Origin of the sequence: Cohnella boryungensis, assembly GCF_042651945.1 — a bacterium.
In the GTDB taxonomy this organism is placed as follows: Bacteria; Bacillota; Bacilli; order Paenibacillales; family Paenibacillaceae; genus Cohnella; species Cohnella boryungensis.
The window spans coordinates 1-24,013 of record NZ_JBHSED010000018.1; the positions used below are offsets into that span (position 1 = coordinate 1).

19 protein-coding genes are annotated in these 24,013 nt (G+C 48.5%); 1 reads left to right on the plus strand and 18 read right to left on the minus strand.

Annotation, left to right across the window (positions count from 1 at the left end):
• Window positions 1-120 precede the first annotated feature (120 nt).
• From ACFO1S_RS11615 to ACFO1S_RS11660, 10 genes are all read right to left on the minus strand, one after another.
• On the minus strand, window positions 121-855 hold the full coding sequence (locus ACFO1S_RS11615; protein WP_204604720.1) for a hypothetical protein: 735 nt from the start codon (window positions 853-855) through the stop codon (window positions 121-123).
• Window positions 856-932: 77 nt separating this feature from the next.
• Window positions 933-2,735 (minus strand): ABC transporter ATP-binding protein, encoded by a 1,803-nt coding sequence (locus ACFO1S_RS11620; protein ID WP_378126811.1) that lies wholly within the window; start codon window positions 2,733-2,735, stop codon window positions 933-935.
• 119 nt (window positions 2,736-2,854) lie between these two features.
• Window positions 2,855-3,577 carry an SDR family NAD(P)-dependent oxidoreductase gene (locus tag ACFO1S_RS11625; protein ID WP_204604722.1) on the minus strand — a complete coding sequence of 241 codons (723 nt, stop codon included), beginning with the start codon at window positions 3,575-3,577 and terminating at the stop codon, window positions 2,855-2,857.
• 220 nt (window positions 3,578-3,797) lie between these two features.
• On the minus strand, window positions 3,798-5,450 hold the full coding sequence (locus tag ACFO1S_RS11630) for a b(o/a)3-type cytochrome-c oxidase subunit 1 (protein ID WP_204604723.1): 1,653 nt from the start codon (window positions 5,448-5,450) through the stop codon (window positions 3,798-3,800).
• A 13-nt stretch (window positions 5,451-5,463) separates the two neighbouring features.
• On the minus strand, window positions 5,464-5,934 hold the full coding sequence (locus ACFO1S_RS11635) for a cytochrome c oxidase subunit II (RefSeq protein WP_204604724.1): 471 nt from the start codon (window positions 5,932-5,934) through the stop codon (window positions 5,464-5,466).
• A gap of 18 nt (window positions 5,935-5,952) precedes the next feature.
• Window positions 5,953-6,114: a cytochrome c oxidase subunit 2A gene (locus tag ACFO1S_RS11640; protein ID WP_204604725.1), complete on the minus strand. Its 162-nt coding sequence runs from the start codon at window positions 6,112-6,114 to the stop codon at window positions 5,953-5,955.
• A 265-nt stretch (window positions 6,115-6,379) separates the two neighbouring features.
• Window positions 6,380-6,766, minus strand: coding sequence for a cupredoxin domain-containing protein (locus ACFO1S_RS11645; protein ID WP_204604726.1), 387 nt, complete (start codon window positions 6,764-6,766; stop codon window positions 6,380-6,382).
• 153 nt (window positions 6,767-6,919) lie between these two features.
• On the minus strand, window positions 6,920-7,117 hold the full coding sequence (locus ACFO1S_RS11650) for a hypothetical protein (protein WP_204604727.1): 198 nt from the start codon (window positions 7,115-7,117) through the stop codon (window positions 6,920-6,922).
• 47 nt (window positions 7,118-7,164) lie between these two features.
• Window positions 7,165-10,785 carry a hypothetical protein gene (locus tag ACFO1S_RS11655; protein WP_204604728.1) on the minus strand — a complete coding sequence of 1,207 codons (3,621 nt, stop codon included), beginning with the start codon at window positions 10,783-10,785 and terminating at the stop codon, window positions 7,165-7,167.
• Window positions 10,786-10,839: 54 nt separating this feature from the next.
• Window positions 10,840-11,883 (minus strand): hypothetical protein, encoded by a 1,044-nt coding sequence (locus tag ACFO1S_RS11660; protein ID WP_204604729.1) that lies wholly within the window; start codon window positions 11,881-11,883, stop codon window positions 10,840-10,842.
• Between the two features lie 767 nt (window positions 11,884-12,650).
• Between ACFO1S_RS11660 and ACFO1S_RS11665 the strand changes: the two genes are divergently transcribed.
• A complete protein-coding gene (locus ACFO1S_RS11665; protein ID WP_204604730.1) occupies window positions 12,651-13,271 on the plus strand; it encodes a stalk domain-containing protein in 621 nt (206 codons plus the stop codon).
• A gap of 11 nt (window positions 13,272-13,282) precedes the next feature.
• Here ACFO1S_RS11665 and ACFO1S_RS11670 read toward each other — a convergent pair whose 3' ends face one another.
• From ACFO1S_RS11670 to ACFO1S_RS11705, 8 genes are all read right to left on the minus strand, one after another.
• Window positions 13,283-16,024 carry a phage tail protein gene (locus ACFO1S_RS11670; protein ID WP_204604731.1) on the minus strand — a complete coding sequence of 914 codons (2,742 nt, stop codon included), beginning with the start codon at window positions 16,022-16,024 and terminating at the stop codon, window positions 13,283-13,285.
• Window positions 16,025-16,035: 11 nt separating this feature from the next.
• Window positions 16,036-16,812: a phage tail domain-containing protein gene (locus tag ACFO1S_RS11675; RefSeq protein ID WP_204604732.1), complete on the minus strand. Its 777-nt coding sequence runs from the start codon at window positions 16,810-16,812 to the stop codon at window positions 16,036-16,038.
• Between the two features lie 57 nt (window positions 16,813-16,869).
• Complete coding sequence (locus ACFO1S_RS11680; RefSeq protein WP_204604733.1) at window positions 16,870-20,898, minus strand: hypothetical protein; 4,029 nt, start codon at window positions 20,896-20,898, stop codon at window positions 16,870-16,872.
• A 41-nt stretch (window positions 20,899-20,939) separates the two neighbouring features.
• Entirely contained in the window at window positions 20,940-21,368 is a 429-nt protein-coding gene (locus ACFO1S_RS11685) for a hypothetical protein (RefSeq protein WP_204604734.1), read from the minus strand.
• Window positions 21,365-21,829 carry a hypothetical protein gene (locus ACFO1S_RS11690; RefSeq protein WP_204604735.1) on the minus strand — a complete coding sequence of 155 codons (465 nt, stop codon included), beginning with the start codon at window positions 21,827-21,829 and terminating at the stop codon, window positions 21,365-21,367. The genes ACFO1S_RS11685 and ACFO1S_RS11690 overlap by 4 nt, the downstream gene beginning before the upstream one ends.
• Before the next feature lie 138 nt (window positions 21,830-21,967).
• The gene (locus tag ACFO1S_RS11695) at window positions 21,968-22,756 is read right to left on the minus strand and encodes a hypothetical protein (protein ID WP_204604736.1); all 789 of its coding nucleotides are present in this window, start codon (window positions 22,754-22,756) and stop codon (window positions 21,968-21,970) included.
• Window positions 22,757-22,762: 6 nt separating this feature from the next.
• Window positions 22,763-23,488, minus strand: coding sequence for a hypothetical protein (locus tag ACFO1S_RS11700; protein ID WP_204604737.1), 726 nt, complete (start codon window positions 23,486-23,488; stop codon window positions 22,763-22,765).
• Between the two features lie 4 nt (window positions 23,489-23,492).
• Window positions 23,493-23,972, minus strand: coding sequence for a hypothetical protein (locus ACFO1S_RS11705; RefSeq protein ID WP_204604738.1), 480 nt, complete (start codon window positions 23,970-23,972; stop codon window positions 23,493-23,495).
• Window positions 23,973-24,013: the final 41 nt, after the last annotated feature.

Here is a 24,013-nt window from a genome sequence, read left to right on the forward strand (position 1 = left end):
GGCCTGTGACCTGCAACTCCATTATGGAGTACACAGATTCACAGGCCTAGTACATTTTCATTCATGGTGGTGGCCTCTAGGCCATGGTGGTTTGAGCCAGCCCCTTTTCGACGCATTGGATTAGACAATAATAGAATAAACGAAGAAGAGCAACAGCATATAGATTCCCATCGCGTATACGATGTACAGGAACCTGCGTTCGCGGCTCACCTCGTGGAAATCCTGAGCCTGCGCCACAAGGAGCAGCAGATTGATGAGCAAGGCGGCAGCGCCAAGCAGCATCGAAAGCTGAAGGGACATGAACGCCAGCAGACCGGAGACGATCCATACCGCTCCGAAGAGCAATTGCGAGCTTCCCTGCAGCGTAACAACTTCCATCCAGTTCCTCTTTCGCGCCCCTTGCCAATTGCCCAGCACCGTCAGCGTGCCCACGAGCAGCACGACGGAAAACAAGCCGATGAGGAAGTATTTGCCCGGCGTGGCCATACCCAGAATGCTGTACAGAAACAAATTGCCCAGAACGCTGAACAGCTTCTGCTTGATCGCCTCCTGGAAGCACCAGATCCAGAAGAAAAAGCCGATGACGCCAACGATGGCGCCGATCGCGCCGTACATCCAATCCTTCTGCGGCTGCAGATTCAACGCCGACGACGGATTGCGCAGCAGGTCGATCAGCTTGCCGGACTCCACGCCTGCCATTGCAGACGATACCGAAGACGGGCTCTGACCCGATCCGGCGGCTCCTGTGTAGGGCGGCTGCGGAGACGGCTCGGCGGAGGGGGCTGCCTGCGCTTCTCCCGGTTCTGTTCCTTCTCTTTTATGTAGATCAGGCTGATTGTGCTCCTTATCTGACATGTGACTCGTTCCTCCTTCAATAGGTTCAGGGATCCATCCCTGCTCCCCCCAAATTCGACATAAACTCCAAAAGCCCTTTAATTCTGCAGCTTTTTCAGCTGATAGAATTCTCCCTTTCGCGCCATCAGTTCCTCGTAGGTGCCGATCTCGACGCACTGGCCCTGCTTCATGACGACGATGCGGTCGGCATCGCGGATCGTAGAAAGCCGATGCGCGACGATAAATGTCGTCCGGCCCTCCGTAAGCTTCTTCATCGCCTGCTGGATATAGAACTCGGATTCGTTATCCAGCGCGGAAGTCGCTTCGTCCAGCAATATCACCTTCGGATTGCGGATCAGCGCGCGCGCGATGGCGATCCGCTGCTTCTGCCCGCCGGACAATCGGCTACCATGCTCCCCGACCTTCGTATCCAGACCGTCCGGCAGCTGTGCGATCACGTCCTCCAGGTGCGTCATGCGGACAACCTCCAGCAATTGCTCCTCGCTGACCGTCGGCAGCCCGTAGGTAATATTTTCCCGGATCGTTCCCGAGAACAGGACCGTGCTCTGATGCACGACTGCGATATGCTTGCGATAAGAGGTCATATCCAGCTCATCCATCGCTATGCCGTCAATAAGAACCCGTCCCTCGACCGGTCGGTTGAAGCCGATCACGAGATTAAGCACCGTCGATTTGCCTGCGCCGGAAGCGCCCACCAGCGCGATGCTCTCCCCGGCCTTAACGTCGAGCTGAAAGTCGGACAACACGTGGCGATCCGAATTCGGATACCCGAACCGGACACGCTCGAACTGGAAGCGTCCGGCGACCGTATCCACCTTCCGCTTGCCCTGATAGGCCTCCAAATCCTTCGACAGCAGAATTTCAGTAACGGAGTAGATCGATTCGAAGCCTTTGGCGATGTTCGGATAGACGTTAATGAGCTGCGAGATCGAGTTCAGAATCATCGTGAAGAACGATTGATACAGCACGACGTCGCCGACGGGAATGCGGCCCTCGAAAGCCAGCCAGATCGTAAAGCCGAGACATAATACCTGAAATAGCTGGAACGTGACCCAAGCCGACGAGCCGAAGTAAGCTTCAATGATATCCAGCCGATACCCTTTTTTGCGCAGGCGGCTCAAGGTGCTGTCGATCTTCGTGATCTCGGTCTGCTCCAGTCCGTGCGCTCTCGTCACCGGCATCATCCCGACCATCTCGGACACCTGACCCGACATCGTCTCAATCTGCTTGCGGAACTCCATATTCGATTGTTGGATTTTTTTGCGGAAGGCAGTCACGACGAACAGAGCCGTCGGAATCGTCAAGGCGAAAAAAGCCATGACCGACAGGTTCCGGGACGAGGTGATGCCAATCGCGACGATTACGCTGAGAATGGCCGGGATAACGGACAGCATAAATTGCTTCGACAGAAATTCGATCGCCTCGACGTCCCGAAGCACCTTCGCCTGCAGCTTGCCCGCCGCGAGCTCCCCGTGCGCCGACATGGACAGCCTTTGCAGTTTGCGCACGAGCGTGCTTCGCAGTCCCGCTTCGACGAAACGAATCGCCTTGCTCATGTACGAAATATGCAGCACCTGCGTCGGAATGTTCTGGGCGATGACGACGGCCAGAATCGCGATGTTCCACCACAGAGAAGCCATCCCGTACTTGTCGGGGGAGGCCGCCATATTGATCAAATTCGCCGTTACAATGGGCAAAATATAGACCGGGGAATGCTTAATTAGGAAAAACAAGACCGACAGCAGCAGCTTGCTCCAATGCTGGCGATACAGCAGAAAGAGCAAACGAAGGGGCTTACGGTCGGTCAACGAATCGTCGTTCAGCAAAGGCTCAATTCCATAGGAGGGGGAATCGCTCCTGTTCATCGTGGCGGTCTGCAAGTTGTCCTCTCCTTAAGAAAGCGCTTATTAGGATGTAATGAACCCATCTTCAATCATTTTCGCGTGCTTGTAAACCAACGGAGTTGTCGTTTTCATGTGCTTTCTTGCTCACTTGCCGCTTACCACGGAAGCCGATTGCCCAGCAGGTCGACGAACGCAGGCGTATCGGGGGCCTGCTGCTCGAATTGCTCCGCCAGCCTCAGAATATGCGAGGCGGCTTCTGCAGCCGTATAGGCCGCCGCCTCGTCCAGCTTGCCCTGCATATAGGTAGCCACATGGCCGGGGTGTACGGACAGAACCGTTGCTCCGCGCGGCCGGAGCTCGTTATGGAGCAAAGCGGTTTGCATATTAAGCGCGGCCTTGGACATCGCGTACGCGAACCAGTTCGTTCGAAAGCAGTCCCCGATGCTTCCCGCCTCGGAGGAAATGTTCAGCAGCAGCTTGTCCTGGGAGCGCAGCAGCAGAGGAATCAAAGCGTGCGTCACTCTGAGCGCTCCGACAGCGTTCACATTGTAGACGTCCAGCATTTCCTGAAAGCGCGGCGTCCCGAACAGCGTCTGCTCGATATCTCCCAGCCTGGCGGCATTGTTAATAAGCAGATCGATCCCGTTCGTCCGCTCGCCGATCCATCTCGCGGCCTCGGCCACGCTCGCATCGTCCCCGACATCCATTCGAACGGTCGACAGACGCCCCCCATAGCGGGCTTTCAGCTCCGTCAGTCCCTTCCCGTCCGTCGGCTCATATCGGCCTGCGAATACCTCGTAATTCCGAGCCAACAGCCCGGCAGCCAGCTCCATGCCCAATCCGTAATCCGCTCCCGTTACGCACGCCGTTTTGCCCATTCCCGCACCTCCCGTATACTCCTTCGGACATTGTACATCCGATTGGCTATGGCCCGTCAAGGGGTTTCGGCCTCACATGCAAAAACAGCCGGAGAAGCTTCGCGGAGACGATACTGGTATGAATAAGCGCGAAACTTATAAGGTCTGAATCGTCAAAAAAAGCCTGCTCTCCTAAGCCTTGATAGGCTAGGGAGGCAGGCTCGCTTTCATTAAATCCGTATTACCAGGTCACGTATCCAGGCGACCCCGGCGTCGTGTTGCCGATCAGGTCGATGAATGGAATCGTGTACGCGATGACGATCAGAATAACGGCAATCGTAATCCACAGCTTCCAATTTTCCAGAAACTTCGGCGTCGGCTCCGAAGCGTCGGACACCTCGCCGATCGGATATTGCGTTTCCCCTTTCGGAGCGCGCATTAAGGAAATGATGTTGTAGATAATGAGGATGACGCCAATGAACAGGATGATGCCTCCAATTGCCATGGCTACGTGATACGGAATCCACATAATGGCGTCGGGATGATCGTCATACGTGTTGTAGGCGGTGCGTCGCGGAGAGCCGAGCAAGCCTACCGTGTGCATCGAGCCGGACATCAGGAACATGCCGACGCACCAGATGAGCGTTTGAATGATGCCGAGCCTGTTCATCTTTGGCGTCAGAGTTCTTCCCGTCACGACGGGAATGAGCCAGTAGACGATACCGAAGAAGGTAAGCGCGACGCTCGTCGCCACGGTAAGATGGAAGTGGCCCGTAACCCACAAGGTGTTGTGAACGACGGCATTCATCTGGTTACTTGCATTGATAAGGCCGCCCGCGCCAGCCGGGATGAAGATCAGCATCCCCATGAACGGAGCGAAGAAGCGTACGTCCTTCCAAGGCAGCACCTTAACCCAACCGAACAGTCCTTTCGTCCCTTTCGATCTGCCGTACAGCTCGAAGGTCGCGAACAGGGAGAAGGCGGTCATCAACGAAGGAATAACGACCATGAAGGTCAAGACCACTTGGAGGTATTTCCAGAAGTGGCTGATGCCCGGCTCCATCAATTGGTGGTGGAAGCCGACCGGAATCGAGAAGAGCAGGAATAGAATAAAGGACATCCGGGCCAGCGAATCGCTGAAAATTTTGCCGCCGATAATCTTCGGAATAATCACGTACCAGCAAATATAGGCAGGAAGCAGCCAGAAGTAAACCAACGGATGACCGAAAAACCAGAACAGCGTTCTGCTGAGCACGACGTTAATCGTATCTACCCAGCCGAAGGACCATGGAATAAGCTGCACGACAACCTCAAGCGCTACGCCGATTGTTGCGATCTGCCAGAGCAGCATCGTAATAACCGACATATAAGCGAACAGCGGAGAGAGCTTGCCGGAGTTGTTCTTTCTCCAATGGCGGTATTGATAGAAGATGCCGAATCCGCTCAGCCAGCTGCCGATGACGACAAGCGCCAGCGCGATGTAGAAGTACGGGGAGGCCTTCATCGGGGCGTAGAACGTATAGAGTACGCTCGCCTTGCCCAGCAGGATGACGATTACGCCGATGACGGTACCTATGGACATCAGGATGTATCCGATCCAGCCTAGCTTCCTGGCCAGAGGAAGCAGTTTGCCTCCTAATGTCTGCGACACGCCGGAGTATAGAAACCCGACGATAAAATAGGTGGTGAAGATAAGCGCCATCAACACCCCGTGGGCGGTTAACAGCTCGTAGTAGCCGATATTGGCGGGTAAGGTGATCGTCCCGCCCTTGACCATCCCTTGAAGCATGCCTGCGATCCCGCCGATCAGCAGCGCGCCGAAGGCGAAGAGAATGTGGGCGATGACCAGTCGGCCGTCCTGGCGGTCGAATGTCGAGAGTTTGGATTCAGTCATGAGACACGGCCTCCTATTTCACCACGAGGGTGGTTTTCATCATTTCGTGGGCGATCCCGCAATATTCGTTGCAGAGGATCAAGTACTCGCCGGGTTTGTCGAACGTATGGGAGACGTGGCTGATCTCGCCCGGCGTCACCATGACGTTAACGTTCGTCCCCGGAATCTCGAAGCCGTGAACGACGTCGGAGGACGTAATCTCGAAGTGCACCGTCGACCCCGCCGGAACCTCCATTGGCATAGGATCGTATCCGAATGCGTAGGCGACCATGACCGCTTTATAGGTGTTTTCCCCGATTTTTGTAATTTGCGGCTTGTCGAACGGCGGCGTCTCGCTCACCTTGGTCGGATCGATGTGGTGGATGTGCTCGTTGGGCGGCGCGATCCCTCTTCCGAAGGTCATAATCCCCAACACGAGCAAAAACACAGCCAGCATGGACACCCCGATGCTTAGCCATACTTTCTCTAGCCGGTGCATATGCATATTGACTTCTACCCCTCTCTAGTCACGTGCTACGAATAAAATGAAAACCCCGATCCAAGTAATCGCCAAAAAGGCTCCAAGCAGCATGACGGATGCGAAAGTCCCCTTGAGCGATTGCTCCTTCTCCTTGGGGGCAGAACTTTGTTCGTGCGGCTTTGACGCCGACCGGTCATCGCACATTCCGAGTTCCTCCTGTCCTTAAGTTGCTTTCATTGTAAGGGCTTGCGGCCTGTCGCACTGTGACAATTGTCACGGGAAAGTTCGGCTGATGTGGACGATTTGTTACATGAGGATAGAAAAAAACTCCGTTGTCAAGTCGGCGGCTGGGAAAGCGAACGGCCGGGAATTTCGCAGTGGGCGAGGCTGTCTTGCTCGGGATGCGTCAGACAGGATTCGCGCAAAAAAAGCCCCCCGGCAACATCGCCGAGGGGCTTGTGGATCATGCTTATTCTACAATCAGCTTGCCGATCATTTCTTCGTGGCCTTTGCCGCAGAAGATCGAGCAAATAAACTTGAACTCACCCGTCTTATCCGCAACGAACGTCACCGTAGCATTGCCTTTCACTTCTTTATCATAGCCTTCTACCTTCAGGGCGTGGTTGCCTTGGCTGTTCTTCAGAGTGATGCTGACCTCTTCCCCCTGCTTCACCTTGATCTCGCCCGGTTCGAACTTGAAGTTCGTGGCATCTATCGTGACTGCCTTAGCCGCGCCGCCCGCTGCCGCCGATGGCGACGCGCTGGACTCTTCCTTATTGTTCTTGCCTCCGCCGCAGCCCGCAGCCAGCAGCATTGCCGCCAACAACAAGCTGCTCAACATGATCCATTTTTTCATCTAGACCTGCTCCCTTCATCGATAACATCATGATCAGGATCATCATAATACGAGAAGGGGCAGACGAATGTGACATGTTTCACAACGTAACAATTTTGACACAACGTTTGTTGGAGTCACGCTCAGGGCCGTTTCGTCCGCTTGCATTCCCGCCTAGAAATGTCCGTCATGGCGCTGCTTGCAGCGATTGACCCAGTCTACATAAGAGTCATATACAGACTTCTCCAGATGGTCCTCCACATACGGCAGCGCATTTTCGACAGACAGAATCTCCGTGGCGGAAGGCCTCTCCTCCTTGGTGCTGTAGCTGATGAGAAGATCGATAATGACTTCGTGTACGGGTTGGGACATGGCGGGCCTCCCTATGGGCTTACTAACTCTTATCAATTGCATTGACTTTACTGCATAATGAAACCTGTTCCATTATAACGGAATGTATAAATTGACCCATTTTTTATTGCATTAGACGCAAGCGCAGCCGCATTAGAATCTAGCAAAGCTTTATTGCCCAAACCGTTGATATTCATATTACTGCCACCCGTATTTGCGCGATTTGCTTTAAACGATATACACATACCGTCAACATAACTAATAGGAGCAGGGTCTAGATTAAGCGTAAAGTCATTTCCTGAACCGCCAGTTGTACCATACCCTGACAAACGCACATAATCGTTCGGTAAACCTAAGCTTCCATCGTTAAGACGATTGTTAAATATGAGAGATGTTGCGCTTAAATTATTCATTTCTTTAGTTCCGCCGCTTTGATACAAATCGTTGTTTGCGATTATGTTTCTTGTGGCGGTTGACGATATAGATATTCCATAGGCTGGTGTGCCCATTCCTGCACTAGAAACTGGCGACATTCTCATGATGTTGTTCTGAATACTGTGTTCCGTTCCGTTTACAGTCATCGCATTTGTGTTATACCCAATGATAGAGTTATTACTAAAAATATGCTTTGCTCCGTCCAAGGCTACGCCTATCCCTACTCCAGCCACAGCCCCAGGGTCTATACAGTCAGTTATTCTATTCCCAGTTATTATGTGGTTGGTTCCAGTTACAGAAATTCCATGTCCAACACCGTATCCAGTAGACACTATACTGCTTATAATGTTATTGCTGATTATTGTATCGAATGATGTCCCCAAAACATGAATCCCTATTGGGTAAGCGCCAGATTGTATACTTAACTGCCACGCCCCAACTCCATTAATATGACAGCCGCTTATTAAACATTTCCGGCAACCCTCTAACATTATGCCTCGCATAGACAACGAAACAATGCCTACGTTTACGATAGTGCAGTTCATTGAATTTGTAAGGCTAATACCACCTGCAAGTTTACTACTCATAGGGCTATCTCCAGATAAAGAAAGGTTACGAACATGGAAATCTGACACTCCAGTTCCGTTAATCATACCTGAGTTTAAATAGCCGGAGAGGTTCACGCCTGTAATTTTAGTTGCGTTCATCCCCATTCCCTCAATTGTCACATTAGACTTTGCAGTTATGGCTGTGGAACCAATAAAGTAATCTCCTTCCATTAGAAGTATCTTCCCTGATGTCATCGTAGCAATCAAAGTATTTATGGCTGCTCCATCGTTCGTCCCTGTACAAACCAAGTCTGCTCCATCTTTAGACTTCTGTGAACTATTCGATGCAGCTATTACAAGTGTCGATGAACGTATAGATTTTGCTAGGGCGCTAATTGCCTGTGAAACCCGTTGCGGAGTCATAAGCTTTTCTGTTGTAGTACCTTCTTCGGCTTCAATCTGCGTTGCCAGCGACAATTGAGTTGCAAGAACTTTCCCATCTTCATCTAACCCTGCATATCCATTGGGTTGGTTTTTTTGAACAGTATTCTCAGGCGTATATCCAAGATCATCTTGTTTTTCTGATAATTTATTTCCGTTTCCATCCACAATTTCTCCAGCAGTCCATAGGTCGCCGTTCCACGCCAAGGTCATTGCATTGGATCTCTCTGTATTTGTTCCATTTCCCACAATAAGGGCAAGGTCAGTCGGGCTTATTGTCCCGTCATTGCTTTGGGGAACGTTATACTTTCCCATTGCCGTTTGTGCATAGCCTTTTGCAATTGTTCCTTCATTCTGTGCTTGAGACGATGTACCTAATGCTGCAGACCATCGTCCATACACATGCGAATATAGACCTCCTGCAAGTGTATCCCATCCTCCTGCGTAAGCACAGCCATTTCCGAGTGGCGTGGTGACAGCAAAAAGCCAATGTGAGCCTACATATTCTGTAGTATCCAACTTAACATTCAGACCATCAATTGAAAGTACTTTAACTTCAATGGGTACTGAGTTTTGTGTTTTGATAAATAATCTAGAATGGGTAGTTGGTCTATCCAGAGTGATCGTTTTAGTGTTATTGTCAGTACTTGTTATTGCATATGCAGAGCCACCACTTGCAAAAGTGTATCTTCCTTCCGCGCGAGAGGCTGATCCAATCGCTAGTGTATCCCTTCCTTGTGCTTGTGAACTATTCCCTGTGGCCCTAGTGTTAGTTCCCTGAATCGTAGAGTTTATTCCTTCTCCGGGAAAAACAACCTGAGTCTTTGCATCTAACTGAGCTTGAATTGAACTTGTCACGCCTTCAAGAAATTCAAGCTCTTCCGGTTTGCCGGAAATTTCAGACCAGTCGGAAGCAATAGGAGGCAGGTGTGCTGTCGGAACCTTCCCATTATCATCAAGACCTGCATATCCATTAGGTTCGTTTTTATTCGTCGTATTTTCAGGCGTAAATCCAAGAGCATCCTGTTTTCCGCTCCACTCTGCTTTTAGAGAAGGAGAAATGGATAAATCGGCATTTGTCGTCGGATTCGAAACAATTAAATCGCCATTCGAGGATAGAATCTCCGATAAACTTCCGGTACCGTCAACCCCTCTTCTGGCAAACAGATTCCAGTAAGCTAAATTCGTGGGAAGCTCGTTCAAGCTCTCCTGAACACAAATATAGGAAGAGCCGTTGTATTCCACAAGGTCCCTTGGAAGGTAGGCTGCCGCAGGAGAGTATTCGCCTTTCCAACGGACATCGTCACCCTTGTCTCCTTTCTCGCCTTGCAAGCCTTGAATCCCTTGGTCTCCTTGGTCGCCTTTTTCGCCTCTGTCCCCCTGCACGCCTTGTACACCTTGAATACCTTGCTCTCCAGGTGCTCCCGTATCTCCGTGTTCTCCCTTCTCGCCGGGATCACCTTTGTCGCCTTTCTCCCCTTTGTCGCCCTGATCGCCTTGGTCGCCTTTCTCCCCTGAAGTTCCTTGGATGCCTTGAATGCCTTGCTTACCCGGTTCACCTCTCTGGGCAAATACCGACCAATAAGTCGATTCCGTATCAGGAGCTTTATTAATACAATCCTGAATAGCGATATAGGTAGCACCTTTGTAGCAAACCTGATTATTGATCTGATAAAACGTAGCCGGACTGTATTGTCCCTTGAAGGACCAAGAGTCTTTATGCGCTTCACGAGCCGCTTCATTTTGTTCCCGAATCGCCTCATCCGACTGGATGCTCTCATTGAGATTGCCGGCATCTTGAATGGCTTGATTTGCAGCAAGGATAGCTGTTTGCGCATCTTCAAGCGCTTGACCAACCTCTTCAAGGTGCCCCAGCGCGATATCCCCTTTGTCGACAATGTCCTGCAGCGTCTCGACCACGTCATCCCCTGAACGTTTTGTCCAAACACGTCGGCTGCTAACAAAATGATTTCCGCGTCCCATATAATTGACAACTACAGTTTCTCCTTCTCGTTCAGGAGAGAATGTGACCATCGCCTCGTTATAATCCACGATAAACCCTGTCGGCGGAAGTCCCTGCAGAGGAACCTTGCGGTGCTCTACGTATCCCTCGATTTTTACTCTGTTCAAGCGAACAGGGATTTCCGAGAGAACAATCTGCTGGTTGTTAACCTGTTTCGATTCACTGATAGGGATATAGGGATCGCTTGCCGTACCTGCGCGATATTTCGTTAATGTGCTCAGCGTATAATCCAATGAAGCCATAAAAATCCTCCTTTTAAAATAAAAAAAGCCGTAATGGCTATGAAAATTAGTTGTTCAGTTGATGGCATTTAGGCAGGAAACCAAAGCATTGAAATCCGCAGCAGTTATCGGATCTCCCGCGTTTTTCTCAGCTGGAAGGCCTGAACTGTTCATAGCTGCTATTGCGTTTCTAACTTGCTTGAATTGGGCTGCTCTAGGTGGCTCACCTTGAACGGCCGAATTGTATGAAAAACCACCTAGTCCTTTATACTCTCTGAACTCAAGAACTCTTGAGATAAGACTATTCCACTCAGCCGCAGTGGCATAGAATCCGTAACCTTGTATCTTGAGTGGCCCGGAAACAATAGCATTGGTTACAGGATGAATTCCAGCATGCGACCAGGAGAAATTATTAGGCCGAGAAAAAGCCACCTCCTCCGAATAACCAAGTGAATATACAGTTCCTGCACCGTATAAACTCTCTTTCCTTGAGTAGGCTCTAAAATAGTAGAGTTTAATCTGAGAGCTTGTATACTGCGCAAATTGAACCTGTCCACCGTTCACAGTTGTTGATTTTGTCTCAATCAAAGCATTGTCAGAACGCCTTTTCATTTCCACAAGCACAATGTCGAAGCGTGAATCCGATCCGCTTAATCCGCCAACGGTTAATGTTACAGTCGAACTGCCGCTATTATAGACACCTGACAAAGTCGGCTTTTTGGGATTAGTAAGTGCAATGGTCGTGGACGACCAGTTTCCATACGTCGACCCGGCGTTCAAGCTTGCCCTGACTCTTAGGTCATAATCAAGCCCCCATTGCCCAAGGCTTAAGCTTGCTGTCGAGGCTGATGTTGTCAGCGTATTCCATACTGAATTGACGTGAGGCTTGTATTCAAGCTGATACATCGTAACATTAGGAATAGAATTCCAAGATACTTGAAAACCGCCTTCGATTCTTGCTTCGATAGTGGGGGCATTAGGAACAGGCGTGTCTACTGTAAAGGCTTTGCTGCTGCCTGCCCCATTGCCGGATGAATTATTGGGATAAACAGTAAAATTATAGGTTCCGGCAGATTTGACAGTGATGGTTTTACTTAATCCGGTTACTGCACCATTCACAACGCCATCCGCCGTAGAAGCCGTCGTTGACCAGTTATACTGCGATGCTCCGCTCGAAGCGTTCCAATATGCAGTCACAGATGCATTAGGTGCCGAACCGGACACAGAAATACTAAGGCCTGTTAATGGGTCAGGCGCCGGAAGAGGAGTAACCGTATATGATTTACTGCTTCCAGAGCCTTGACCTGTTGAATTTCTCGGGTAGACAGTAAAAGTGAATGTTCCAGTGCTTGCTACCGTAATTGATTTGCTTGTCGTCGTTACAGAACCGCTTTGTCCAACCGAAGAGGACCAGTCATAAGCGGTCGCCCCGCTTGAAGCATTCCAGGTTGCAGTGACGGATGCGTTCGGTGCATTTCCCGAAACAGTAACGTTTAATCCAGACAGTGGATCGGGTACCGGTGGGGCGAAAGTAGAAAATCGCTTCTGCTCCGCTACAGCTATTTGAACGCCATTCCTATAGTAGTATAGGGAAAATAAATAGCTTGTACTTGGCGATAAGCCCGTGACATACTTGGTTGTGCTATGAGTTGTTGTAGCTGTAAATTTCTCATTAAACTTAAGGGAACCGTCTACAAAAAGCTTATATTCATCTACGCTACTGCCGTTATGCGAAACAACAACTGCTATTTGATTATTTGTTGCTCCACTATAAGTAATTAAAGCGATACTTCATCACCTCCTGTAGTCTCGCTTTCCTATTCCAAGTTCTTGAAGATTACGGTAAAATCTAACCTAAAGATTCAAATTAAAGAGGGGGACAAATAGTGAAAAACAAATTAAAATCAGTTTCGAAATACACTTCTGTTTTTCTTGCGGGAGCCATTTTCGCTACCGCAGGATCAGCTTATGGAGCAGAGGCCATTAAAACCATCAAAGCCAAGCTGCGTCCAGACATTAAAGTGTCCGTTAATGGCAAGCCATTAGATGCATCCGCAATCACGTACAACAATACAACCTATCTCCCATTGAGAAAGGCTGCCGAAGCTGTCAATGGGAAGATAGAGTTGAATGGGAGTAATATTAATATTGTTACTGAAGCTCCAAACAATTCATCGACTACTCAACCTACTAATACCGGAAATCAGAACAACTCACAAAGCAACACACAAAATGATATTATTTTCATTGATAGTGTTGAATTATCATTACAAGTTACAAAAGATGAAGTAGAGTTATTTCATACAAGAGTTAAAGACGGAATTATAGTTGCGAGTTTCAATGAAAAAGAATACACAATAGAAAAATATGACTCTTTTTATTATAAAGAAACGGGTAGAACATATTACTCTAAGAAGTTTTTACTTCAGTTCTACACAGAAGCATATCTTTCAAAGTTCACACGGTATACAGTGAACTTCGAAAAAAATAATCTCATTAAACATTAGTTAAAATTATTTTATCCCCATTTAGAAATTACATTATTCAGCACCCACTCTTGTGTTGCAATAGCTTGGTTTCCCCAATTAAGACTACCTGTAACAAATCTAATTTCCTCATCCCCAGCGAGGAAAATATCTTTCTTTGCAAACATTCTTATTCCTGTACCTCTTGTGAGATCATTACTAGCGCCAATTTCTAAGTTTGTATTATAATACGAAATCCATGCTACATTGTTTACCGAACCACTTCCAAAACGAATTCCAGGCCTTCCCTCATCCCCAATTGAGTTAACTTTAATATAATCATAGATACTCGTAGAAACCTCAAAGTAACTATCCGCTACACTTATTGCCGCCCTCGGATAACTTCCGAGGTTTTTTGTTTGAATAGTTGCTCCTGTAATTGTCCCACCACTAATATTAGGAGCTTGAATAAAGGCGCCAGCAACTAAAGCATTAGCCATAATATTACCACTAATGTTAGCACCAGTAGCAGTTACTATACCCGTGCTACTTACGTTAAAGTTTCCCCAACCTATAGAACCGCCAGTCAAAGCAACATTAGAAGCAGTGACTCTACCGCCCAGGTCCACCCTAAACGGAGCGCTTCCATAGCTAGCATGACCAACCCATAGGCCCGTGCTTCCATCCGCTTTTACAATATTGTTATCTTTACCAATACTCAGAATGCCGCCAAACAAAGCATTTCCGCTACTATCAAGAGAAATTTGATTCGCCCACACAGGAGCGGTTGTTGTTCCTGTGTTTTTCTGTACCTTGAATCCGTCATTTGGATTAATAAGCACCTGGGAGTTAACCGCCGAATTGACTAAAGTCAACGTCATATTCGTCACCCTCAGCCCATTCTCATTAATGACAACGGACCCCGCGGGATTCGTAATCTGGAGGTTCTGACCGGCAAGGATTTGGCCGTACAGCCTCTGGGCATACAATCCTTGAGCATTAAGTACGGATTTCCACGAGTTGCCGCCGTCGTCGGTAAGCGCGATTTGGCCGTGCTGCATGACCACATATTTCTGAGGGTCCTCCAAGTCTTTCGTAATGATGCCTTTACGAGAGATTTCAACGCTTTCGTTGCCGGACGCCAGAATCTCTCTGGCCGCCGCATCCCATACTCCGTTTAGCACCGACTGAACCTCGTTAACGTCTGTCGAAGCCGTATTCCACTTGTACAGGTTGCTTGTAACCGTGCCCGATGTCGTCGTGGCCTTGTACAAATCCCTTAGCGCTCTCGCCTTGTCCGTTAACAGCTCCTGAACATTACTGATCGTGAGCGAGATATCGTCGGAATCGTAATCGAATCTCATGCCGATGACTTTGGCTTTCACGTTAATTCCGACAGCCGTATTCGTAATCTTGATGATATCTCCGAGCCGTAATCTTCGGTTCGTCTCGGTCAAGCACTTGTAGAAATTAACGATCCCGATCTCGACGAGAATTTTGGGCTGCTTGACCTTGTCGAATTCCGCAATCGTGCTTTCCAGCAACTGCCGGACATCCGTAATATAGGTGTTCTCGTACCTCCCTTCAATAATGTAGGGATTCCACTCGACAATCAGCTCCGGGGTAAAATTGGACTCAATACTCATTTGCTGCTGAAGGGCTCGAATCTGATTTCCGGTTACCTTGATCGCAGCTTCGGTTGAATTAATCGCATTATTCTGCGCCTGAATAAGGGCAAGCTTAGCCGCTCTCTGCTGTGCTAACCCCGCCGCCTTAGCGGTCTCCTGAGCCGAGTTCGCAATCGAAAGCTGATCCTCGATGATTCTCAGCTCCTTATCGAGCTCATCCAGACGATCCTTCTGCGTCGACAAGGTTGTCTGTTGCGCGGCCAGGCTAGACAAATACCCCTGAAAGCTGCCTTTGTAAGAGTCCACTACAGCACGGTAGTCTAACAGAGCGTGGCACAGCTCATCGCTCATATATTCGGAGTGACTCACCACTTGACGGTTCGCATCCCGTTCAAATGGATACATGAAGTAGCTGTAATCTTCAAGGTACGCTTGTCCGGTTACGTTTTCTCTCTGGATACCCAGCCCGTTCTCGCCGACCCCAACGAATCTCGTATAGAATTCCTCATCGCTGTCGACCTTTTTTGCATGCTTCAACAGCACGCCGTAACTGGCTTCAAAGCCGTCTTCCACGCCGTATTTGTCAAATTGCACGAGGCTGACTTTACGGTTGACGGTATCGAAGGTAACCAGCGCATCGAATGTCTTGGCAAGCTCATAGATGGCATCCAGCACACTGCTGCTCGTGATATCGAGAGATCGATACTTAAGATCGAACTCGGCCAGAACTGTCCCAATGCTCCAGATCGTCTGGGACAGAACATCCTGCAAAATCTGCGAGGCGTTGCGGCTCGTGACGTTGTAGTTCATCAGGCGTTTGTCCTGCAATTCGATTTCCATGCTATAGGCGGTAATGGTCTTGAAATCCGACTCCTCTTCCATGTGGTCTACGGGAGTACGAATCATAAACCACTCTTCGAAATCGCGATCGACCATTTTGATGATATACCTATTCTTCAGCAAAGCCGCAATCGGGTTGTCGACCAGCTTGTTGAATTTGGATATCTGGTAGGGCACGCGAAAATCTAGCGTAGAAGGATTACCAAGGCTCGTATCCCTGCTTAATCCAAAGTAATGATGAATTTCCCCTACAAGCGTTCGATTCGGTCTTGCAAGAAACATGCGCGGCTCTGCCGGTTCATCGTACTTGTTCTCATGAAAGCTCATATTTCACCTGCCTATTGTATCCGTTTAAGCTGATACTTGAATTTCACTACGCACTTGCCCTTGATCCGCAAATGATTATGATGAACGGGAAGAGCAAGATAATCCCCCCTGAGGCTTCCATAGCGATTGGTTAGCGAAATATCGCTGGTCACCGTCCGATTATCGCAATCGATAGTTACCGTCTCTCGATCGAGTAAGCCCAAGAGCTTCATCTCGGCGTTTCCGTCCGAAAGGTTAGCGATAGACACGTCGCCATTCGTGATTTTGTATATGGACACTTCAGGTTTGCAAACCTCATGCCCCAAATTATTGAACGTATACGTGGTGCCGTCTATCGAATTATTCGACAGATCGACAATCTCCTCGTAAACCGGGGTATACGTGAACGCATCGGCGCAACGGAAGCGCAGCTGGATGTAGCCTTCCCGCAAGCAGTTATGGATGAGCTCCGGACTGTCCACGCACAAACAATAGAAGATGCGGTCCATGTCCCCTGCAAAAATCATCGGCGCATAATAACGCGGCGACAGAAGCCACTTGGCTACCTCGCCGATCCGCTCATTGTCCCAGCTATCTTGAAAAGCGAACGATACCGTAAAGTCCAGAGGCTCTCGATCAATCCCCATAAAATAAGGGCGATCATTGCCTTTAATCCTCTGCTCGCGGATTGATCGGCTGGAGGCGAAAGGCTCGGCTTGCAGCCCCCCGTCCATGTTCACATTAAGAATGCCGTAGGCATCCGAACGGACGCCATTATAAATAAAATATTCTGAATCTCGAATTGCCATGGTTTCACCGCCCCATAAATAGAATAAGAGAACCGGAGCAACCGATCCTCTTTCCGATTATCTTCTCGTTTTCTTGCCTCTCTCTAACGCTGCGAAGAAAGCGTCTACCCCTGGCTGTCCCCCGGCCACCTCAAGATTTTGTATCGTGACATAGGTGTGGCCCGGCATTACTGCCCCATTCATGGAAGGATACGATGCGCCCGCAAAGCTGCCGACAATATGACGAGTATAATCCTGAATAAATCTCATCGGCTTGTCCAGAACAACTTCGCCTTTTCTTAGGATGGAGAAGACCTCATCTTGCTTTAGAGAGGTCTTCAACCTTTCCAGCCACGATTTTGTAGTCGAACCTTCAACTCCGACTACTCCTCCATTATGAAAATTCAGCGGTTTGCCGTCGCGCCCCGTCCATATGCCCGTCTTGGAATTAAAAGTAGCACCGATACTACGTCCTAGCTCCTGGTTATCTTGATAATACGTATCCCTATTCTTAGGATCTGTATGCCATAACTCTTTGTTTCTCTTCATTTGTTCGAGAACAATGGCATCGTTATTCTTCGGATCAAAAACGGAATTCGGATTATTTGGAATCTTATTGATTTGGGTATTTATCGCGTTAAAGCTGTCCGTTAAGCTCATTTTGTCTATAAGATTCATATCAATGCTCTTACCGATGTTATCAAAATACACCTGAATGTTTCCAGAGAAGGTTTCTAGTATGTTTTGCATCTTATCCGCATTATTCTGTAAGAGAGCTTCTCTTAATTCGGAATAGGTCTTATCCGCAAATAATCGATCTTGCCATTCCTTTTCTACAAGCTCTTTGGCTGATTTGACTTCCTTCTCCTTAACCTTCAGCATCTCGTCATAGTTCTGGTCGCGCAGTTCGCGCGTGCGATCCAGTTCCATTTCGCGGATTTCTTCCAGCTTGTGTGCAAGTTCTTTCTCCGCTTGTACTCTCTTAAAATTGCCTTCCTGAGACGTATCCAAAGCCAGCTCATTTATCCGATTCTGAATCTCCTGCGCTTCATTCTTGAGCTTACCTCTCTGAGAATCGTAATCTTCCGCTGCGCTTTGTTCACGCAGCAATTGTTTCTGTTGCGTAATTAAATCCCTGTATGAATTAAGCTGTTTATCCAGCGTATCTTGTGCAAGCTTAGCTTGTTTATCGTAATATTTCTCCAGAACGTCCATGGTGTTCTTGGCGGCGTCCGTCACGGACTTTTTCCATGAATCCACTAGCTCCTGCTGAGCAATTGAAACATCCAGCAGCCGATCTTTATTTTCTTCCAGATATTCATTAAGCTCTTTAATCTGTTCTTTCTCCAGGTTGCCTTGACTCAGCCGTTTGTTCGTCCACTGAATTTGACTTTCAATAAAGTTCTTTTTTTGAACCAAAATTTCAAGCTGTTTTTGTTCTTCCTCCCGATATTCCTTGCTTCCTTCGACGAACAACTTTTGCGTTTTTTGTGACGTTGCTAAGGCATCGTCATACCCTTTGTACGTATTGTTTTGCTTATTAAGGAACAATTGCGTATTCTTTAGTTTCGTATCCTTTAGGAGATTATCCGTCTCGGATAGAGCTTTGCCAACTTCCGTCAGCTTTTCTTCATTAGTCTGTATCGCACTAGACAATAGCTTCCATACAGCTAGCTCTTTTAGAAGCTGTTCTTGGGTATCTTTTGAAGAATTATTATAGAGATCTATAAAGACCTTTGTTTCTTCTCCATCGTTATCCAACCACTTTTCCTTATCATACTTAGGATTTTTATTTGATTTTTTTTGCATATCTTGCAATCTCTTATTAGCATCTTCAAGTAACTTGATTTCTTTGCGTTGGTCGCTTATAAGAGTATTTGTTTTCTCGATACCTTGAGCATACTTACCTTCGTTAATAAGCTCTTGTACCCGACTCGAAGTAAGATCATTAAGCTGAGCTCTGGCTTTTGCTTCCTTATTGATACCGTTAATGACTGCCTGAGTTGTATCTTTAATATTCTTTGGAGCGTCTGTAAAACCCTTCGACGATTTGGGGGCACCAGATACTCCATAACTGGGATCTCCCATCGTTTTGAGTATCGCATCCAATGCGTCTACACTGGATTGCCTCTTCTTCTCATCGTCCTTCAAGTTTTGTTCTTCTTGTTTTATTCTTTCTTTTACAGCCTCAATTTCCCGATCCCGCACTGTACTTTCTGCGTTTTTTTCTAAGTTTTGGGGGTTATTGTAGTTATCTAAAAAGGATTTTGGCTTTAGCATGTCTTGATAGTTTGGGAAGAAATCCCCATAGGGCTTATATGGATCAAACTTAACGGGGTTTTTCTTGCCGTTCTTGGCGCCGTTATAAATCTGAAGAGCCTTTAGTTCTGCTTGGTAAGCTGTAATTCGTTCTTTTGTTGCATTTACTGTCTCCGAAGCAGCATTCTTTTCGTCCGTTAGTTTTTTTTGGATGCGTTCATTCTCCGTTTTTTGAAGATTTTTAAGAACGCCCTCCTCTATGGTCCAGCCGTCTGTTGTTTGCTTAATGTGAGTGGATAGCTGGGGATATAGCACGATCAGATTTTTCATAGCTTCCGCAGACAATGATTTTCCTTGAGAAATATCTCGAAAGGCCTGATTTAACGGCTTAAGACCTCCTTCCAATTCTTGCACCGTTTGCCGAATCATTTTCTGACTATTCTCGAAATCTATAGCTGAACTGACACCTAAACGTTGTTCCAGTGAAAGCTCATAAAAGGAGACGATCAAATCATCCACTTTTGACTTACCGATGCCCAGTTCCGCCCCCAAGGAGTACAATTGATCGAAGGTGCCTGTCAAATCCAGATCATTGTGCTCCCCGGCTGTACTCAAGGTTTGAAAGAACGCCGCGAGTTGATCTGTTTTTTCCTTTAATTGAGTTTCATCCAGATTGGAAATATCTAAGGAATGAGCAATTGTATCAAGTTCGTCTGCCAAATGGCCGCTGATATCGATATCGTTTATTTTTAAAGTTTCTAAGGAAACTTGCTCGATATATTCGCGTATTAAGCGTTTGGAATTCTCTACTTTGTTTACAAAGTCTGCCTCTTGAATATCAAGCTGATTCTGTTGAAAACCGGAGTTCTTGACAAATCTGCTTTGTATGCCCGCAGATACTGCATATCCGCCAATATCCTTCTCCGTTCTGGTTTTCTCTAATTTCCTCTCGTTGCTTTCCATCTCTTTTACATAACTCTTAAACTGATCTGTGGTTTGCTTTTCCCGTTGTGGTTTCTGAAGCCCCTCTAGCTTCTCGGCATAGTTGAGCTCTTGCTCCAAATATCTCGAGTTTTTGAGGTGCGCCTGCCCTTGTTCATCAACGTAAGAAACAAGCTCCGGCATGAGCTTGTTTAATTCGGTAGCAATCTCTAACTGTCGCTCCGCCCCAGTATTGGGATCGATGTATTCTTTAACAAGAGGTCTAATGCTATCTTCGTTATACGTCCAATTTCGAGCAGCTTTTATTCTAGATTCAATCATTACTTGCTCTTGCTGAAGTTTCTTCTCCCCTTCGTCAATAAGATACTCGATTCCCATAGTCAGTCCCGTAAATAAAATACCGGCTATTCCTGCAGTTGCGGCTGAAGCTATCGCTCCCGTAGGAATCGACGACAATGAAACGGCAAGGCCCACATTTGTCACTGCGTCGTCCACAACATTAGAAAATGCGTCTGACGCAGAAGCTCCGTCTTTGCCGCCTGATCTGACATCGGCATTTAGGGATAAATTCCGATTCTGCTGAAGCGCGAGATTACGTTGAACAACAGCCTGGGTTTGCAAGCTTATTTCATCCGTTATACTTCTGAGTTGATTCGTTGTATCAAGCAAGGATTGGTTTAACTCATCGTTCATAGCCGTAATTGTTGAGAAGGAATGCCTTACGTCTATAACGCTAGCATTTACGCTTTGTAGAATTCCCGTTAAATCATGATCCACGTTAAGTTTCAGATGCACCGCTTGCATCGTAGGATGTTTCTCAAGTTTTTTGATTGCCGACTTTAGATTTTGAAGAGTCGTCTTCTCATCCAGCTGCGCGGCAACCAATATCTTTAAATCCTGTGCCACCCCAATCACCCTTTCTCGCAAAATAAAGAGGAGCCCTCAGTCTACTCCTCGTAAATCGTGTCGAACAGCTTGCAGATTTGCTCGTATTCAATCGCCGCTTCACCCGCCCAGGTTTCCGGGCATTCCTCGATCGATTCCTTTAAGACAAGCAGCATCTCCTTATTCTCCTCGTTCTCCTCAATCGTGAACGCCTCCTCGAGCAGCTCCCGGAAATCTTGCTCGAATGCCAGCTCATCCATGACCTCGTAACGCCTCTGCTCCCCCTCAGCCTGTACAATTACAGGATTCCCCTGCTCATCCAGGCTGCAATGCTCCTTGAGCAATTGAAGATGATACTTGCGGAGCTCTTCGCCCCTGGCCGCGAGGATTTCGAGAAACTTCATGCGCATGCGATTTTTCTTGCCCGCGAGCTTAAGCTGGTTAAGCAGCCAACGGGTATAGAAGTCGATTTGCCCGTTCTTAATTTTCATTGGTGGTTCCCCCCCTGGGCCGGCTTCCTCAAGTGCTCGGCGAGCAGTTGGCTGCCCTCAGCCGCCCTTTGCAGCAGCAAGGTCAGCTTCTCCAGCTCTTCCGCCGGAAACGCGCCGATCAATTCCTCCATGATTCCCAGATCCAGCATCTTCTCGCATAGAAGAATCATTTGATCCAATTTCTCGGGAATCGCGTCTCCCAGGCTTGTAAAATGCTTGAGCAGAAGCATGTAGTAAACGAACAGCATATCCCGCCCTGTCTTCACGTCCAAGCCTTCCTTCTTCATCTGCTGCAGCACCTGCTGATAATCCACGACAAGCTTCTGGCCATCCGTCGGCTTGAACTTCTCCTGAACGTCTACGTAATATCCGTTGCTCAGATGTACGCGTTTGGTTTTGCCGTATTGCGTCCGATGCTGCCTATGAACCGTTGTCATTGACAGAGGTCTGGATTTGGTCATTTTCATGCACGCTCCCTATTGTTGTAATTATTTGCTGCAAACCGTCCATTCCCTACGCAATCGGAATCGACGGCTTGCAGGAAATAACAAAGAAGAAGAGCGGCGGGCTCTCCTTCTTTGTTGATAAGCGATTCCGGCTTACGCAATATCGCCTTCGTCGTAAATTTTCATCGACCACATGTCCGAGCTGAGCGGGTCCTTCAGCACTTCTAGCTTCAGGTCCAGAACGGCCGGGTCGCCTTCCGCAGCCATCGCCAGATTAAAGGCGTCCTCGAACTTGGCGTTCGGCACCGTAATCTGCGCCGCATAGTCCTCCTTCGAGTACTCGTCGCGAACGACGCAGTCCAGCACGACCTTGAACGTTTTGCCGAAGGCGTCGGACGTTACCTTGAGGGATTTCGCCGTCGCATCGGTCGTGACCGTATAATAAGCAGCCAGCTTCTGTCCGTCCGCAAATTCGCCGCTGAAGAACGACAGATTCTTGCCGGTCAGAGAATATTCGCCCGATGCAGCGGTACCCGCAGCCAGCTTCACTTCGTCGCCCAGGGTGCCGTCCGCATTCAATTCGTATACGCCCGTCAGGCTTCCGATCGGCGTCTTGGAGAGCGCCGCTGCGTTGGCATTAACGGTCAGCGTGTCAATGAAAACGACGCCTGTGGCGCCCTCGACAAGGTTGTTGCCGGTAAGCATAGCCAATGCCTTGTTGTCGAATACTGCGTCCTGCAGCGTCAGCTTTGCTTCGCGGTTGCTCGAAAATCCGATCAGCTTCGGATTGCCCCGGCCGCCCCGGGAATAGACCGTTTCGCCGGTCGTTTCGAGACCGCTTGTCTTCAAGGTGCGAAGCGTCGTGACCGGTTTGCCGGTTGCCAAGCTATAGAAAGTTGCGATGCCCGCATCGCGGATTGCCCAACGGTTAGGTGTTGCCATAAGTGATCAATCTCCTTTGATTTTTCTGCTCCAATGCAGATGGGATAGGTTTACTTTCTTACCGTCCACGTTGCCGGCGTAGATGCCTTGTATCGTGAACAAATAATGGTCGACTTGTTCAAGTCGGTTCAGAGCATCGTGGAATTGGAAGATCGTCAGATCGAACACGTTGAATATATTCACCGCATTCGACTTCCAGGCGATTCCCGATATTTTGCTCGCGAGGCTGTAAATCTGCTCTTTCTTGCGAAGAATTTCGTCTTTCCCTACCTGAAGCTTCTCGATTAGCGCTTTGGCTTTGGCATTGGCAGGCTTGTACTCTTCCTTGGCGAAGCTTACATGATGAGAGAACAGAATCAAGCTTTGAAAATATTCGAAATTGCGATTGTCCAATCGACATTCCGGATCGTCGCCGAATGAGAGATAAGCCTCGTCTCGGCTTTCGCCCAATCGAGGCTCCTGGCTCAGCAATACGGCAAGTCCCTTTCGGGCCAATGTCCAGAATTCCGCGTTTGCTCCGCAGTTCAAATAGAATATCTCAAAGCTCGTCAAGCCGCTCTCCGACATGTCCTTGGAAGAGTCCTTGTTAATCAACAGCGTTGAGATCATCCTGTCGTACTCGCTGTCCCCTATGCTAATGAGCTGCTTCAAGGTCGGCGCGGTGAACGCCAGCCCCTTTCCGATTTCGATCGGGACGTTGGCCAACAGCTTTAACTCGATCGTCTCGTTCATACGATCAGCGGAAATCCACGCACTTGTACTGCAAGCGGACCCCGTAATATTGCTCGTTCACCGTCAGCGAATTCATCGCATTGAATTGCAGTTCGCCGAGCCCCGACCCTTTCGCCTGATTCAGCAGGCGATCCACCCTGTCCATTCCATAGTCGGTTCGGGTACAGCCATAGGCCGTCGCTTGCGAATCTCGATGGGCGAAGAGGCTTACGCTCAGAAGGCCTGAATTGTAGACATCGTGGACTTTCGCGAACTCTTCCGCCGATACGGTCAGGAACATCCCCGTACTGGCCTCCGTTCCCGGAACGAACGGGTACGGAAACACTTTGCTGTACAGCAGCGCTGCGGAATCTGATCGTTCAGGCTGATCCAGAAAGTCGTTCTCGCCATAATAGAGCGCTTTGCACAAGTCGGAATCGGACAAGATCAGATCGGTCATTCGGTTCTTGTAGGCGATGATTTCTCCTAACCTGGCTATTTCCATACACCTCCTTCACATCTCTGAACTTTCCCGGAGAGAAGGCG

Excerpts from the sequence above, each read along its gene's own strand:
- ACFO1S_RS11695 (WP_204604736.1), bottom strand. The coding sequence starts at position 22,756 with ATGGCAACACCTAACCGTTGGGCAATCCGCGATGCGGGCATCGCAACT.
- ACFO1S_RS11675 (WP_204604732.1), bottom strand. The coding sequence starts at position 16,812 with ATGGCAATTCGAGATTCAGAATATTTTATTTATAATGGCGTCCGTTCG.
- ACFO1S_RS11685 (WP_204604734.1), bottom strand. The coding sequence starts at position 21,368 with ATGAAAATTAAGAACGGGCAAATCGACTTCTATACCCGTTGGCTGCTT.
- ACFO1S_RS11655 (WP_204604728.1), bottom strand. The coding sequence starts at position 10,785 with ATGGCTTCATTGGATTATACGCTGAGCACATTAACGAAATATCGCGCA.
- ACFO1S_RS11690 (WP_204604735.1), bottom strand. The coding sequence starts at position 21,829 with ATGACCAAATCCAGACCTCTGTCAATGACAACGGTTCATAGGCAGCAT.
- ACFO1S_RS11650 (WP_204604727.1), bottom strand. The coding sequence starts at position 7,117 with ATGTCCCAACCCGTACACGAAGTCATTATCGATCTTCTCATCAGCTAC.
- ACFO1S_RS11700 (WP_204604737.1), bottom strand. The coding sequence starts at position 23,488 with ATGAACGAGACGATCGAGTTAAAGCTGTTGGCCAACGTCCCGATCGAA.
- ACFO1S_RS11615 (WP_204604720.1), bottom strand. The coding sequence starts at position 855 with ATGTCAGATAAGGAGCACAATCAGCCTGATCTACATAAAAGAGAAGGA.
- ACFO1S_RS11630 (WP_204604723.1), bottom strand. The coding sequence starts at position 5,450 with ATGACTGAATCCAAACTCTCGACATTCGACCGCCAGGACGGCCGACTG.
- ACFO1S_RS11645 (WP_204604726.1), bottom strand. The coding sequence starts at position 6,766 with ATGAAAAAATGGATCATGTTGAGCAGCTTGTTGTTGGCGGCAATGCTG.
- ACFO1S_RS11625 (WP_204604722.1), bottom strand. The coding sequence starts at position 3,577 with ATGGGCAAAACGGCGTGCGTAACGGGAGCGGATTACGGATTGGGCATG.
- ACFO1S_RS11670 (WP_204604731.1), bottom strand. The coding sequence starts at position 16,024 with ATGAGCTTTCATGAGAACAAGTACGATGAACCGGCAGAGCCGCGCATG.
- ACFO1S_RS11705 (WP_204604738.1), bottom strand. The coding sequence starts at position 23,972 with ATGGAAATAGCCAGGTTAGGAGAAATCATCGCCTACAAGAACCGAATG.
- ACFO1S_RS11635 (WP_204604724.1), bottom strand. The coding sequence starts at position 5,934 with ATGCATATGCACCGGCTAGAGAAAGTATGGCTAAGCATCGGGGTGTCC.
- ACFO1S_RS11640 (WP_204604725.1), bottom strand. The coding sequence starts at position 6,114 with ATGTGCGATGACCGGTCGGCGTCAAAGCCGCACGAACAAAGTTCTGCC.